Annotated in this window: 12 protein-coding genes and 1 pseudogene; 9 read left to right on the forward strand and 4 right to left on the reverse strand. The window is 40.0% G+C overall.

Features of this window, described 5'->3' with window-relative positions:
• Window positions 1–368 precede the first annotated feature (368 nt).
• Window positions 369–1349: a YopJ/AvrA family T3SS effector serine/threonine acetyltransferase gene (locus QHG54_RS07115; protein ID WP_406604088.1), complete on the reverse strand. Its 981-nt coding sequence runs from the start codon at window positions 1347–1349 to the stop codon at window positions 369–371.
• Between the two features lie 402 nt (window positions 1350–1751).
• On the opposite strand from QHG54_RS07115, the pseudogene QHG54_RS07120 reads away from it, so the two are divergent.
• The 8 genes and pseudogenes from QHG54_RS07120 to QHG54_RS07155 all read left to right on the forward strand — a co-directional run.
• Window positions 1752–2555 (forward strand): annotated as a pseudogene (locus tag QHG54_RS07120) (tyrosine-type recombinase/integrase); the annotation flags it as partial.
• Window positions 2556–3173: 618 nt separating this feature from the next.
• A complete protein-coding gene (locus tag QHG54_RS07125) occupies window positions 3174–3737 on the forward strand; it encodes a hypothetical protein (protein ID WP_406604089.1) in 564 nt (187 codons plus the stop codon).
• Window positions 3738–3936: 199 nt separating this feature from the next.
• On the forward strand, window positions 3937–4293 hold the full coding sequence (locus QHG54_RS07130; protein WP_406604090.1) for a hypothetical protein: 357 nt from the start codon (window positions 3937–3939) through the stop codon (window positions 4291–4293).
• A 643-nt stretch (window positions 4294–4936) separates the two neighbouring features.
• Entirely contained in the window at window positions 4937–5242 is a 306-nt protein-coding gene (locus QHG54_RS07135) for a hypothetical protein (RefSeq protein ID WP_406604543.1), read from the forward strand.
• A gap of 5 nt (window positions 5243–5247) precedes the next feature.
• Window positions 5248–5841, forward strand: coding sequence for a hypothetical protein (locus tag QHG54_RS07140; protein ID WP_406604091.1), 594 nt, complete (start codon window positions 5248–5250; stop codon window positions 5839–5841).
• Window positions 5842–6280: 439 nt separating this feature from the next.
• Entirely contained in the window at window positions 6281–6844 is a 564-nt protein-coding gene (locus QHG54_RS07145; RefSeq protein ID WP_406604092.1) for a hypothetical protein, read from the forward strand.
• Window positions 6845–6858: 14 nt separating this feature from the next.
• A complete protein-coding gene (locus tag QHG54_RS07150; protein ID WP_406604093.1) occupies window positions 6859–7242 on the forward strand; it encodes a hypothetical protein in 384 nt (127 codons plus the stop codon).
• 1990 nt (window positions 7243–9232) lie between these two features.
• Window positions 9233–9373: a hypothetical protein gene (locus QHG54_RS07155; protein WP_317993799.1), complete on the forward strand. Its 141-nt coding sequence runs from the start codon at window positions 9233–9235 to the stop codon at window positions 9371–9373.
• 739 nt (window positions 9374–10112) lie between these two features.
• Here QHG54_RS07155 and QHG54_RS07160 read toward each other — a convergent pair.
• Together QHG54_RS07160 and QHG54_RS07165 are read right to left on the reverse strand one after the other, a co-directional pair.
• Window positions 10113–10448 (reverse strand): hypothetical protein, encoded by a 336-nt coding sequence (locus tag QHG54_RS07160; RefSeq protein ID WP_406604094.1) that lies wholly within the window; start codon window positions 10446–10448, stop codon window positions 10113–10115.
• 314 nt (window positions 10449–10762) lie between these two features.
• Window positions 10763–11140, reverse strand: a complete 378-nt coding sequence (locus QHG54_RS07165; RefSeq protein WP_317993797.1) for a hypothetical protein — start codon at window positions 11138–11140, stop codon at window positions 10763–10765.
• Between the two features lie 489 nt (window positions 11141–11629).
• Here QHG54_RS07165 and QHG54_RS07170 point away from each other — a divergent pair, with 489 nt between their 5' ends.
• Window positions 11630–12181 (forward strand): hypothetical protein, encoded by a 552-nt coding sequence (locus QHG54_RS07170; RefSeq protein WP_406604095.1) that lies wholly within the window; start codon window positions 11630–11632, stop codon window positions 12179–12181.
• A 1783-nt stretch (window positions 12182–13964) separates the two neighbouring features.
• Here the strand turns inward: QHG54_RS07170 and QHG54_RS07175 are convergent.
• Window positions 13965–14564, reverse strand: coding sequence for a hypothetical protein (locus tag QHG54_RS07175; RefSeq protein WP_317993795.1), 600 nt, complete (start codon window positions 14562–14564; stop codon window positions 13965–13967).
• Window positions 14565–14585: the final 21 nt, after the last annotated feature.

Here is a 14585-nt window from a genome sequence, read left to right on the forward strand (position 1 = left end):
TTTAAAATAAGCAGCTTTCATAACAGAGGCTTGCAAAGCCAAAACGACAATTTGTGCGCATTTTGTGAGCATTGTGAGCATAAAGATTAAAAATTCATAGGCTGCTTTGCATCTTTAAGTTTGGAAAATGTTGGGAACGCCATTTGCCTGTTGTAATTACATGTTTTAAAATGAATTTTTTGTATTTGTGGTCTCAACTCTTTTGATGACAACAGCCGCCTGTTGCTTTAACCTTTACCTTAATATGCAAGCTTGCTTACTGTGTTTGCATTCTCCAAATTGCAAAAGCAAACGAACTTGCCAACATGAAGAAACCCATCTGCGTAAGCTTCACTCCCCTTTCCCATATTGGCAAAAACGTTACACAATTATAGCATGAGGGATTTATATTCAGAGGTCCTTTTCCTGTGTGAAGAAACAGAGACAGTTTTCCCCTCTGTTTTCACTAAACTTTTCTCAAACCTCTCACGAAGTGTTTCGCCTTTTTTGTTCACTTTTGTATTTTCAGCTTCTGGATTTCTTTCAATATATTTCTTGAAACGTTTTCTCCCTTGCGTGTGTTTATAAAAAGATGGTGGAAGATACTGATCTAACTGATCAGAAGGTAAAGGAGTATTTGGTTCACATAACACACCATTAACATTATCCCTATGCAGTCTCATCAATTTATCAGCTTCGGTATGAAGCTTTTTGGCAAGCGCTAAACTAAAGATCCCACATTCAGAGTTGCTTTGTTGAATATTCATTTCTACCATGGAAAAATGACAATTAGGCAAATTCAACTTCTCAAGAGCTATTTTTACCCTTGCCCCCATTATTCCAGCGTTCAACTTATCGAAAGATGCTGGTTCCATTAATATGAGGGATGTCTCATTATTGATGGTTTGATGATCAATGACTGCAAAGTGAATTCCGCTTTGCCCTGTGTTTGTTATAAATCTGGAAGATTGCACTCCCTCATTAATTGTTTCTTTTATGGATGAGGCGAGCTCTTCAGGGTTTGTCGCATATTTAAGTTGCATCTCTGGATATTTAGTGTTTGCCTGTTTTACCAGGGCAGGCATCATTTTAAGATCCATTTCTGCATAATTGGCGCGAAGCCATTCGCCACTGGCGATGTCACTTTCTAAGTTTGTAATAAGCTCTTGTAATTTTTCAGGGTTATGTGCGATATCTTCTAATTCTGGTGTTTTGCTGACAGTTGCTTCTAAACGTGCAAGAAAACTTTCTAATGCCTGACTTGCGCCACCGCTTGCTTGTGTTTGTGCTGAACTCTCTTGTGTTTGTGCTGAACTCTCTTGTGTTTGTGATGAACTTTGGGGGGGGGTTTTTGAATCTCGTGGTTTCATAATATTCGCCTCCGTGTTTATAATCGGTCTTGAATATTATTTTCTTATTCTGTTGAAACAATGTTTTGTTCTGGTTAAACATTGCCTTATTATGGCTAAACATTGTCTGATGTTCACTTCTTTTCTACCCTGAAAGGCAAAGCGATGAGGGCATGTTCAAATCTAAAAAGCTTGCGTAAAAAGGCTTTCCAAATCAAAATAATCGGCTTTTCAATAAAGGATCAAAATCTAAAGGATTTAAAGTCCCGCTGCGTTCTGTGTCTGCAAAATCTCTTAAAATTATGAGAAGCTTGAGTACCTTCGAAATTTCATCGTGATGTTTTAAAATGGGTGGAAAGCTTTGTGTGCTCTTTTCGCTTACCACGCTTTATGCGCCTTGATGATAACAAATTTTTTCATGTTAATTTTCTTGCCTTGAAAGATAGTGCTTTGGATGTTTTTGAAAGCCGTAAAGCAGGATTAAAGGATGATGGTAGAGATAGCTGGTTTTATTTATGGGCTTCACTATTCTACCAAAATTAGGCTGTCTTTCCGGTTCAGAGATTACCCAAACAGATATATGCAATACGCTTGCCTTAATCTGGCATACAAAAGCGATCACAGTAGAGAAAGCACTGAACCATCTCAATATTTGTTTCAAACATGCTGCTGCATTGGGATTGGATGTTGATTTACAGGCAATAGCAAAAGAAAAAGTTCTCTTAGAAAAACGCTATAGCGTTAAAGGGCTTATCTGCGATGGATTGGAGAGATGTGCCGGCTTTTTATCAGATGCTTTGCAAAACAACGGCTATAATATAACTGGCTTTGTGTTTGTTTCTCCTTACCAGGCATTCGCACAAATCTCTTGTGTCATATGCGTAAAGATCAGATTGCTGAAGAGCTATGGACACTCTCCTTGCTGAGAATATGAAAGGTCGATGTCATAGCACAACAGAGTTTCGCATCCCCTTATCATCAGAAGCATTGGAAATTTTGCAACAAGCCTGTTTGCTTTTTTGCAATGATTTCTTGTTTTCTGCAACCGGTCGTGGTTCCTTTCATGTAGGGGCCCCCTTCATATAAATTGTATGTCTCTTTATATGAAAAAAATAAACTTGAAGCATGCCTGCCCATGGATTTCGCTCTCGTTTATATGATTGGCTTGTCGTATCATATTGCGCTTTACTGATGCCTCATACATCCTGTTTATATCCTAGTAAATAAAGTCGTCCAAGATCGCTCTTCGAAAGCGGAGTTTTAGCTTTTTCACTGGTTAAACCAAGGTGTTGCACATGTATTACAATCGTTGATTGTGGAGTCGGAATTTTTTGTCTTATTTTTTGCTGTTGGGCTTTTTGCTGTCCGGTAAAAAATTACGGGTTTTTCATTTCAAGGAAAGCAGGGAGATTTTTGTGTTGTTTTCTGCTCATACATAAAGCTTTTCTTGTGTCGAGGTTCTAACGCCATCATCATACTGTTCCAAAGTTATCTGACCTCAATGATGATAAGCAAATGGGATGATACGCAAATGGGATGATACGCAAATGATGACCTCATCTTGAAAGGAACTGTTTTTTCTTAAGTACCAATATTTGTTTATAAACGCGTGTTAAGCCATGTTTGAAAAATACCATACTTTTACCTTTTTGAATATTCACAGTTTTTTAAGAAAGAGGGATTGAAAATTTTTATTCAGGCTGTTACATCCATCTTTAATACATAAAGCTATCAAATTGTCTACGCATATGTGTTGCGGCGGTTGGCAAATCAAAGGCACGCAAAGCCCGTAAGGTGTTTTCGTGATATCATTTGGTTTTAAGATCAACGTAGAGTTTTTTGTAGATGCGTGCGCTTTCTCTTGTACATGTTGGTACAATATGGGGGAAAATCAGTGAAACAGCTTTATGCCTGAAGAGCACTGATGAGCAGTGCTATTATAAAACACTTAAGGAGCGGGGGAATGTCAGCATGACAATAGACAACCAGCAATCACATCAATCTTCTCAATTACATCAATCTTCTCAGGCACAGGCTTATGCCTCTCTTCTCACAGATTCAATGGTTAACAGAGAATCTAAACTCCGTTCGTTTAAAAAATCGATGGTTCTCTCAAAAAAAGATTATATAATAATAATCCTTGTCTCTATCGTAATGTTAATTTTAGGCGGTTTTCAACCAACGTTTTTCTTGATGTTTCTTTTCGAGTTTTTCACTGGGATAGGGAGCATTTTCACAAATGGCTTTGATTCCTTTATCTTTGGTTTGCCGGTTTTGTTATGGGCACTTTTTGTCATATTCTTACCTGTAGTTTTGGTGCTCCATGTCATACTGGATCGTAAATTGAAAGCAATGCTTGAGAAGCTGGAAAAATCATCTGAACAGCACAACAAATCAGTTACTGCATAAATGCCATAGGGGAAATGACTATGTTTACATTATTTTTAGGTCTCTTAGCTTGGTTAGGAATCATCATAATGGCCGTTTTAAACGGTGTTATGCTGGTCGGGATTTATTACCTTTTTGTTAAACGGGTGAGATTGTACCTTGCTCTCGATAAGGAGTTGAATGACAGTCACTAAATAACAAGTGTCGTGGTCGATCAGACATGAAAGAAGTGAAAAAAATGAAGGGGCAAAATTTAGTCTTGGATAAAAAACAGCTCTCTCTTTCTTGGCAAGATTATAAAAAAATATTCTACATCTCTACATTTGTGGTGGTTACTCTCATCACCGTTTCCCTTGTGTTTCATGCCAATTGGGGGGAAGGCATCCTTTCCTTTAGGATATTCCTGCCGATCGCATGGGGCTTGTTGTGTGCTCTTTTGTTCTTACCGGTCATTTTGGTATCCCGCATTATAGTGACTGGTAAGCTGAGAAAAATGATTCAGCAACTGCAAGAAGAAGCGGAGCAGCAAGAGAAACGGATGACAGCGCTGGGTACAGCAGATGCAGAAAAGGAATAGTTTTGTTGTATTGCTCTTCTTGTTGCCGCCATCATCATGGCACTTTAGCTCTTTAGTCAAGGGAAATTTTTGCCCTTTAGAGACTCTTATATCAAGCATTCGAAATTATCAGGAAAATGCAATTGTAGGGCAAATGCAACTGCAAGGTAAAGGGACTTAAGGCACGCAAACGCGTGAGGAAAAAGTGTAATACAAGACTTGGCGAGTCACGAATATTTTACAAGTAAGAGTCTTGGAATTGTGCAAAGAGACATGAGGTTTACACATGGAAATTATGCAATGGAAAAAACAACGATAACGATTAAAAGAGGCAGAATGTCTTGTATGTGACGGTGAAGCAATAGGCAAAGTGGAGGGTAAGGATGGCAAGAGCGCAAGAAGAGTGTGTGTTCCGATATTGTCTCCAGTGAGGATGGGAAATTAAAAATTATCAGTATAAAACAATATAAAAATTGAAACTTAGGGTGATCAAGTGTTGGGGAAAACAAAGCAGTCCTTTCCTCTTGATCAAGAACAGGTCAAAAGCTCTCAGGAAAATCTGTATATCTCAGGAAAATCTGTATAAAAGTGAGGAGAAAATGAAGGGGAAGAGTTCAGCATTGAGTTTAGAATTGCCTTTCCTTTTGTTTAAAAAAAATCAATGGTGTTTTTATTGAAAAATTATCAAAGAATATCTCGCAACTTTCTCAGAATATTTTGCATTCTTCTCATCTGGATTGCTTTAGAGGCTCCTGCTTGCGCAAAGTCTCTCATACAAATGTTGCATTGGGCGCGATGGGATGGTGTTGCTCATCTTCTCTTTCTTTTGCCGGTTTTGATCTGGGGATGTATTTTCGTTCCCTTACCTATCCTTTGGGGAGTCGACAATCTTCAGGATCGTAAATTGAAAAAAACAATTCAAAAATTGGAAGAAGCAACAGAATACAAAGAGAAATCAGATAAGGTATAAACGCTATGGGGCCAGGAGCTATTATTCTTATAGGACCGATTATTTTTTTTATATTTCTCACTATCGCGATTTTGGCCATTTTAGTCACGACAATAATCATAGTGCCTTATTATTCGTTGATTAAACGTTTGAGGCTGTATGACAAGGTAAAGGAACTGAAACAAGGGATGAAAAAACATCCGCAGCGTTTTTGTGATCTTGAAAATAAGGAAAAAGAAAGCAAGGGTCAGATTTTGACCATCCACACAGAGGAAAGCTCCCTCCTGTTCAAAAAATGGCTTACTTTTTCATGGAAAGATTATGTCATCATATTTCTCATTTCTCTCACCCTTATCGTTTTCAAAGTGTATGTTTATGTAACTTTTGTGCAAGAGATGAATTATGTGCAAAAGATGGGACATAATCTAAACAATGTAGATACAGGGAGACTTGAAGAGTTTACCTTTCTCTTTTTGCTGCTGGTCCTTATATCAGCATGTGTTTTGCTAACGGTTCCTGTTATTTTAATGCTTCGTGCAATATTAACTTCTCAGTTGAAAAAAAAGATCCAGCGGTTGGAAGAATTAACCCGCAAACACGATAACGTCGTTTACAAATAGAACGCGAGGGGCAAGAAGTGCCTAGTATAATAGAATATATGATAGCCTCTATGTTCATCATCTTTTTTTTGGTGGGGGTATTTCTTGATGTTGTCTTAAGTCTAGCAGTGGTTGCGCTGTATACTTCTTTTCTCAAGCGTTTGATAGCGTATTACAAGGTGACTGGACTCTGCAGAAGAGCGATGAAGAGGGGTGATGAAAAGGGTGCGTCGTGCTTGGGTGGCTCTGGGAAAGAGGGATGAAGAGGGGCAAAAAATCTGAGAAGGAAAGGGAAAAGCTTTTAAGGGGGCTTGATGGTTTTTAAGTCTGGCAGTGGTTGCGCTTACCAACATGCGAGAGTGTATTACAAGGCGGTTTTGGTAACGGGGAAAGCAATGAACAAGCATCCAGCGCACTTGGGTGCTTGTTAAAAGAGCGTGCATGAAAAAAGCGAAGAGCAATGAAGTGGAAAAATTCAGTATTTTATAACAAATTGCGCTTTTTTTTCGAGACAAAGCTTTTTTCTGAGCGAGAGTATGTTGTCATTTGTTTTCTCTCGCTCATCATTGCGCTGTGGAATGAGATTCTCTCTCTACCATCCTTGGCACAATGGGAATTGACAGTGTGGCAGGATACTGCTCTTTTTTCTCTCTTCGTGCTCTGGCAAGTGATTACAGTGTGTGCTTTTATCTCGATCCCATTTATGTCGATACTCGGCATAATATTGTGGTGGTTGTTGGAAAAAAAGACCCAGAAATTGAAAGAAATAAACCAGCAACGAGGGAAAATAACCTGTCAGCAAAAGGATCGGTATAAAAAGGATAATAGGGGGAAAATGCACAATACTCTTGTCATAATATTTACCATGATGCTTATGTTGGTGGTGATATGGCTTGCTTTTATTCCCATGATGATTTTGGAACTTTATTATGGTGTCTTTAAGCAGGTGAGAATGTATTGTCAGTTAAGAAAAGAACTGAAAAGCGTGTTGAAAGAACGTGATATGGTGTTTGAGAAATCATGAGAGGGGAAGAGACAATGAAGGGGAAAAATTTAGCACTTGATAAAGCGGAAAACCCGCCTGCGTTTGAAGAAGCGTTTCTTTCAAGCAGAGATTATAAAAGAATATTCTGCCTCTCTGTCACCCTTGTGGTTTTAAAATGTATTTTCTTGGCGCCAATCTTGGCAGAGTGGAAGTTGACAGAGTTGGAGGCTGGTATTGTGGCAACTTTCTTACTGGTGTTGGAAATGATATCGTTGGGGCTTTTTCTTTTTATACCGGTGATGTTGATGCTCCGCATACTTTTTGGGCATCTGTTGAAAAAAAACCTTCAGAAATTGGAAGAAATAACTTGGCAGCGAGATGAAGCGATGCGTATTCAAGTGATAGGTCTAGAGGGCGATAAATCTCCAGAGCGTTAAGTTTGGTGATAGGTCTATTGGGCTGATAGGGGATAAATTACGTGCGATATTCTTCATCCTTTTTTACTTTAAGCGAGGAGATCTGAGGGAAAATGAATGGTTTTTTAATAGCATTCATCGTCTTTTTTGGTTTGGTTCTGATAGTATCTTCTACTTTCATTACCATGTTTATTTTCGCACTGTATTACTCTGTTATCAAACGTGCGAGGGTATATTGTCGAGTGAAACAAGAATTGAAACGCGTAAAAGAAGAGCGCGACAGAGCGCTTGTGCAGTTATAGTCATCTGGCAAAGAAGAGAGAGTTGTCGAGGAGTCAAATGACAAGCGGGGTAATGATAGCTTTTAATCTGCATTTGTATCGTCAAAGTATCATCCAAGGATGTGCAACGATCATTTTTATCAGAAGTCTTTCCCTGCTTTCTGTGTAAGCGTAAAAGCGTAAATAATGAATTAAAGAGATGGAACACAGGGGGCGGGGTGTTACACGTGTTCAAAACGCCATGAGAGGGTGGAAGGTGTAAACAGTTCAAGGTAGAGCGGGGAAGAGTGTGTAAAGAGTGAGGCGGTGAGCCGGGTAAAAAGGTGGATGAAGGGATGCTCTAGAGAGGAGAGGGTGGAGAGCAGGACGAAGGGTTTTAAACTAAAGCGCGATGGTGTGGTTTTTGGTGATGGTTTTTGATGGGAAGAGAATGGGGCTGGCGAGCGGGGAGAAGGGATGCGTTAAAAGGAAGATGGATGAAGGCAGGGGGAGATAGGTGAAGAGTTTTTTGGGGGGGTAAAGGTGCGTTGAAGAGTGAAGCGAAGAGGGAGATGAAGGGTAAGAGCTGAGGAGTCAAATGACAAGCGGGGTAATGATAGCTTTTAATCTGCATTTGTATCGTCAAAGTATCATCCAAGGATGTGCAACGATCATTTTTATCAGAAGTCTTTCCCTGCTTTCTGTGTAAGCGTAAAAGCGTAAATAATGAATTAAAGAGATGGAACACAGGGGGCGGGGTGTTACACGTGTTCAAAACGCCATGAGAGGGTGGAAGGTGTAAACAGTTCAAGGTAGAGCGGGGAAGAGTGTGTAAAGAGTGAGACGAAAAGCGAGGCGGTGCGCTTGTTGAAATCGAGAGAAGCGGGGATTATGGAGTAACCTTGCCGGATTGAGATATACAAGTCCTTTGTAATGACAAAAAGTGAGCAATTGGCCGTGATTTGACAGTGGTTTTTTGATTTTTATCGGCATTTTTACCGCCGCTTGCCAAACCTTAATCCGACCAATTCTAAAGTTTTGCCGATCTCCCATGTTGTTTTGTCGTGAAGAAACTGGAAAATGTTGAACAAAGGGTGAGGCAAATCGCTTAAAGCAAGCATTTTATGGCGCTTTAAAATGGGCGGTCAACAGCTTTTGCTTTTTTATCAAGACATTGATTTATTAAGGATAATTCATTGTTTTGCATATTGAATCAATTAAAATTACTTTCTCGCACGTTACAAGCGGAATGAGCGAGTGGATAAAACACGAGAAGAAAAGTGTAAAAATGCCTCTTATGAATGCTCTCAAATGCAAGGACTGTTCGCAACATTGGGAGCTGGCAAAAGAGTATAATAGTACAAGCCCCGGCACCATCATAAGCGTAAAGATGGTGGTGCATAATGGATTTACCGTTATACTCTTCCATAAGCGCGCCGTCGTGAAATGGATTTACAAGCCCAGTCATCAGTCACCAGTCAATTGGGAGATGGCTCTTTAAAATAAGTGCGTGAATCTGTACCACAATGGTGTTTTGTTTTGCGTGAAGAGCTTGGCTCTTAATATGGCACTCTACCGTGGCAAAAAGAAGAAACTAAGAGAGCTCGTTGTGCTTTTTTCTTCTTGGGAAGAAGGAAAAAAGCAAGAGGGCATATTATGCTCTGCTTCATTTTGGTGTTCTTGCTTTGGGTTCAGCGATGTTGAAACCTTGCAGTTTTACAAACAAAAGATTTGCAGAGGGGGCCAAAAATTTGCAGCAGGAGATCCGCTTGGCTTTGCGGGGAACTGGTTGCTTTATGGAAAACGCTTTTGAGGATTTTATCAAAAAGATCTGTCTTGGACGTGCTGTGGTTTTAGCTACAGTATTGGCAAAGGCTATAAAAGGCTACTGAATTACGCTTTATTTGAACTGGTGGCAGGAAATTTGTCAAAACAAAGGTACAGTGGTTAGTGATATCAGTATTTCAGAATAAGAAATCCAGAATTATGCAATAAAAATAGCAATGACCATAGAAAACTATGCAATGAGAGAAAACAACAATTAAAAGAAAAAAGATTCCGTGATGTAAGGGGAGAGCCGGTGATATTTGAACTGTAAAGGTGGGAAACAATGCTGCTCTGATATTCTCTACTGTGAGAATTATAAAACAGTGCTTATCAATATAAATATTGGTTAGTTTGGGATGATAAAGTATTAAGAAAAATAAAATGTACCTTCTTATGCAATAAAGAACAGTTCAAAAAATTTTAAAAAAATGAAAAGAAAATAAAGAATAACAAAAAGGCTTTAAAAGAGAGTAGGCTCAAAATAATTTTAATAAAACAGTGGTGAGAGGAATCAATGCCAAAATCTTCGTTATTCAACTTTTGAGAAAAAAGCTGTTGTTTTGTTTTGAGGAAAAAGGTAATCATAAAGTATAAACCAAACATATAATAAAAATTAAAACAATATCATCATTTATAAAAATAATAGTTAAGTAAAACAAAATCCCTATTAAATAGAGAGACTTTTAAAGTTTTAATCCGTAACGCGTGAGGTACCTCTCCCCTTGTGAATTTATTTCACAATGCGTTAGGTACCTCCCCTCATGTGATTTCCCCTCACACGCGTTAGGGACCCCTCCTTGCTGTTTAAGCATTATTATTCTGAACTGTTGAGAGAATTTGCATGCAAAGATTTAGAATAGATTGTAAAAATCTAGTTATTGCATACAATAGACTTTCTCCTTGTATGTATAAATTATACAATATTCCATATTGTGTAATATCTTTATTATAAGGCACTAGTTTATTTGATGTATCCAATGTACCATTTGTTGGTTCAAGAAGCTTTAAATCTGTCTGAGGAGCAGTATAAGGAGCAACAATATGCTCTTGCTGTTGATTTACTATATGCTCAGATGCTGCAATTGCTACAGATAACCCACTCGTGATAGCACCAACTATAAAAAAATATCTGATTTTCATAGTTTCCCTCCTTTATTTATTAATAATAAATAAATATCAAAACGTATCATACATGAATTCATTTTGAATTACTATAGTAAAAATGCAACAATCATAAAAAAGAATAAATTGTGTCTACGAATTGCCTAAATTAGCTCTTTTTTGCCCCAATCTTTTCTTTAGAATGCTTTTTATAGATGTGTGGAGTAGAAATTTGAGGCATTCGTGCAGATAACCATACAAAATAGGTAATCACACAAAATGGGTAACAAAAAGAGATGTAGGGCGAGCTCCCTTTTATGCCGCCGTAAAAGGGGGGCATAAGAGTGCAATATTCACGAGGGTTGCGTGCATTTTGTGGAGGTTGAATGGCTTCCCTGTGGGTGTTGGGGGTATTTCCTATAGGCTAAATGTATCTCGTGGAGGTTAGGTGCTCTTCCTTTTGGGAGAGGGGGGCTAGGTAATTCCCTGTGGAGGTTAGGTGTGTCTCTGGGGGCTGTTCCCATGGGAGATGCGGTAAATTCTTTATGAACAGTTGAGGGTGTCAGGAAGGTTTGTGTTTTTTGCATTTCATACTGGTTGGCTGTTGTTTCTGCTATGGGTGTTTCTCTTACGGCCTTAATATTTGAAACGGTTTTGTAATAAGGATAGCAAGCTAAGAGAGCCGTCAAAAGAACTGAAAAATCTACAGTCATTGGGGGAATTTGCGTCATTCTATTTGATCACTTCTTATTTTTATTTCGTTCTAACAAGGCTTAAAAATAGATAGCTCTCAAATGCTTGCGTTATAGAAGCTAAACACAATAAAACAGTATACAGAGGGAAGGCGGTATACAGAGGGAAAAGAGTTTAATAATTGTTTGTTTTATTCCCGATTTATCCGATGGTCACATTTTCTAAAATGTATCCTTATTTTATTCAAATCGTATTATATTGACAGCGTTTAGCGTGTTACAGGTAACATTATATTGTTTTGAGAAATGCTTTTGCCATTTGTCAAAATGGAATTTCGACGAGCAGGATAAGCCTACCAATTTGCTTATTTGCTGCTGCATTAAAAATGATGAGAGTCATGTCGTATATTCGCTGGGGGAAATCCGAAAAGATAAAGAACAGTGGATAAAGGTCTGAAAGAAATTTACAAATGCTTTTAAGAATGACAGCCCTTCAATGAGGCAATCTACTTATAGATTGGTTCTCGGTTGGTCTGGGATGCCGGTTGGTCTGGGATGCCGGTTGGTCTGGGATGCCGGTTGGTCTGGGATGCCGGTTGGTCTGGGATGCCGGTTGGTCTGGGATGCCGGTTGGTCTGGGATGCCGGTTGGTCTGGGATGCCGGTTGGTCTGGGATGCCGGTTGGTCTGGGATGCCGGTTGGTCTGGGATGCCGGTTGGTCTGGGATGCCGGTTGGTCTGGGATGCCGGTTGGTCTGGGATGCCGGTTGGTCTGGGATGCCGGTTGGTCTGGGATGCCGGTTGGTCTGGGATGCCGGTTGGTCTGGGATGCCGGTTGGTCTGGGATGCCGGTTGGTCTGGGATGCCGGTTGGTCTGGGATGCCGGTTGGTCTGGGATGCCGGTTGGTCTGGGATGCCGGTTGGTCTGGATATCTGTGTCTGGATAGGTGAGGAGGGTGGAAAAGAAGGCTGGCGAGGGGGAGAGAGTGGCGTGGATGATTGGAGCAAATTTTCATGTGTTCTACTCTTGCTAAAGTGTTATCCCAAAATATCGCAACATGTTGCAATGTGGTTTTCATGAGAAGCGTTTTTGCTTTTTTCTGTGTCATCGTAAAAACGATAAAACGTAAATGTGGAAAAGTGGAAATAAAAGGATTGTGCATTTTGAGCGTCTTTAAAGAGGCAATTGAAAGGGTGCGTTAAAAGATGCGTAACAGGAGAGGTGAAAGTGGTGTGTGTGGATTCGAGGAGTGGTTGGAGGATGGGATGAAAAATGCTGTGGCGCTTTTTTTTAACGCACCTTCTGCATTGCTTTGAGATGGTTGCTGGTGAACGTGGAGAGCTTTTTGCATGTGATGAGGATGGAGAGATGGTGGTGAGTGTGTTGAGGGGATTGGGATTGTTCTCAGTGGAGTGATTGCTCGTGAGAGGAGAGGGAGAGTGGAGAATGTGTGCAAAGGATACAGTTGAAGAGTGAGATGGTTTTCGGTGAGAGTGGTTGTTTGTGAAGTGGTTGCTGGCGCGTTGGTTGTCTGTGAGGGGGGCTGTGATGGGGCAATGTCGGGTCAGTGGGGGGGGGCTATAAAAGAGTTCTGCACAAAGTAAGCTGAATGATAGCTAAAAATCAACTTTTCTTATCTTTTAAGAAGAGAAAGGGGCTTTAAGTAGAAGAGTGAAGAAAGACAATTTTGTAAGGAATAAACCACGAGATTGGTGACCGGTAAGGTGGCCACCTATAAGGGTAGTAATGCATTGGTGTTTGGTGGTGACAAGCCTATATGGGGGCTGGTCAGGTTAGGTGTGTGGTGAAGACGGGTTCTCAACGAAGTTGTTTTTTAATGAGGTTGGTTCCTAACGAAGTTGGTTTGGTATTCTTTAGGGGGCTTCAGATTTGTTTTCCGTGCGTTGTTCTGTTGTCTCTATGAATGATGCTTTGTGCTGTTAAACCTTCTATGGATTATAGAGCTGGTGGGTGTGTGATGTCTTAAATCTACAGCCTTTTTATCTAGCGTGGGATGGTCTGGCGTGGGGTGGTCTATCTTTCTTTATATCAGGTGTGTTTTGTTGCAGAAAATATTTTTTACAGAAAATGAGGGGGGTAAGCTTGTAAATCTCCATGGAAAAATACTCCAAGTAAGTTTGTTTACTTTAAGTAATGGAAAAGGCATTGGGGCAATATGGAAAGAGCAAATATCTTTTATGGTGCGATGCTTCGCTTAAAATAAATTTTGAAATTAAAATGGAAAGCTTCCTTTTCATGCCAACATCACGATAAGTGATATTTTGCGTGATTTTTCCAAGTCAATGAGAACGCGGTGAGGGCGACGAGTGAGACTAACATGGCTAGGGCGGTTAGGGCGATGCGTGTAACGCGTGCGGTGAGGGCGACGAGTGCTGCTAGGGCGGATTTAAGTGAAAGCGTTTTGTTTTTTTGAGAGGGGGGGACAGATTGTTTTCTTTCCATGGGGTGGGGTCAGGGTTTGTTGAAACATGTGAGGGTGAGATGGAGTTTGACACTGTTTTTTTTCTTAAGTGGGAAGAGGTGGTATTGGCAGGAAAGAGATGATAATCCGTTGTTTTTATGCGTATTTTACCCTTAAGGCACATTTTATAAAATTGGATTTTGACAGCAAAAATTGCCAAAATGATCGAAAATAAGAAAATGCGATTCAATGGTAAAAGGGGGGTAAAGGGGTACAAATGAGAGAAGGCTTCGAAAGGGCTTTGAAGACTCTTTGTGAGCTCTTTGAAAGAGATAAAGGGGTATAAAATCTGGTGTCAAATTATACAAAACATGGTGTCAAGCTCTAATGGTGAGAGAAGGGGAAGAGGCGCAGGGCAGTGTGGAGGGGAAGGTGTCAGAATCATTCAGAGTGCTTCTGGTTTGTATATCCCCAATGAAATGCGAGCAGTTCTAAACAATCTCGTAAATGATCAGCAAGGGAGTTTTGTTTGCGTTTTGAGGGGTTTAAGTCTTTGATTGCTTGATCGTAACCAACCACCTGTTCAACAAGCCGATAGCCAAGAACACCAAGCAAGACTTTGACCTTTTGTAAATGATTTGCTGCTTCTATTTGACGTTCAATGGGGTGGGTATCACTGTGGCTACACTCAATCTTTTGATGCGTATAATCAGGGCTCATGTGTAGGTCAGCTTGGCTTTGACGCCAGTAAACATAAAAACGTTCTGCTGCTCTATATTGTGCTTTGCTGATATGTCCTTTGGCATATAAAAGCGCAATAGGACGCCCCTGTGCATTGGCAATGGCTTTGATGGTGCGCGGGTTGCTCGCGCTTTCTGGGTGGGTTGATTGAAAATAAGGATTGCTTGTCTCAATAAGCATTTCTTGCGTTTTTAAATGGCCAATGTGTGCTTTCTCTTCATCATGGTGGGAGGGGACAAAAGCTGGTGTCTTGGTTTTTTTTTGTTGCTCTTGGTTTTTTCTTGTCTCTTGATGGGTCATGCTCTCTCCTTTCTGCAAAAA

This window comes from Bartonella gliris, assembly GCF_045277155.1.
In the GTDB taxonomy this organism is placed as follows: domain Bacteria; phylum Pseudomonadota; class Alphaproteobacteria; order Rhizobiales; family Rhizobiaceae; genus Bartonella; species Bartonella gliris.

What these genes read in the sequence shown, in the direction of transcription:
- QHG54_RS07150 (WP_406604093.1), top strand. Translation starts at nt 6,859, where the DNA reads ATGAAGGGGAAAAATTTAGCACTTGATAAAGCGGAAAACCCGCCTGCG.
- QHG54_RS07140 (WP_406604091.1), top strand. Translation starts at nt 5,248, where the DNA reads ATGGGGCCAGGAGCTATTATTCTTATAGGACCGATTATTTTTTTTATA.
- QHG54_RS07175 (WP_317993795.1), bottom strand. Translation starts at nt 14,564, where the DNA reads ATGACCCATCAAGAGACAAGAAAAAACCAAGAGCAACAAAAAAAAACC.
- QHG54_RS07130 (WP_406604090.1), top strand. Translation starts at nt 3,937, where the DNA reads ATGAAAGAAGTGAAAAAAATGAAGGGGCAAAATTTAGTCTTGGATAAA.
- QHG54_RS07160 (WP_406604094.1), bottom strand. Translation starts at nt 10,448, where the DNA reads ATGAAAATCAGATATTTTTTTATAGTTGGTGCTATCACGAGTGGGTTA.
- QHG54_RS07115 (WP_406604088.1), bottom strand. Translation starts at nt 1,349, where the DNA reads ATGAAACCACGAGATTCAAAAACCCCCCCCCAAAGTTCATCACAAACA.
- QHG54_RS07125 (WP_406604089.1), top strand. Translation starts at nt 3,174, where the DNA reads ATGCGTGCGCTTTCTCTTGTACATGTTGGTACAATATGGGGGAAAATC.
- QHG54_RS07165 (WP_317993797.1), bottom strand. Translation starts at nt 11,140, where the DNA reads ATGACGCAAATTCCCCCAATGACTGTAGATTTTTCAGTTCTTTTGACG.
- QHG54_RS07145 (WP_406604092.1), top strand. Translation starts at nt 6,281, where the DNA reads ATGAAGTGGAAAAATTCAGTATTTTATAACAAATTGCGCTTTTTTTTC.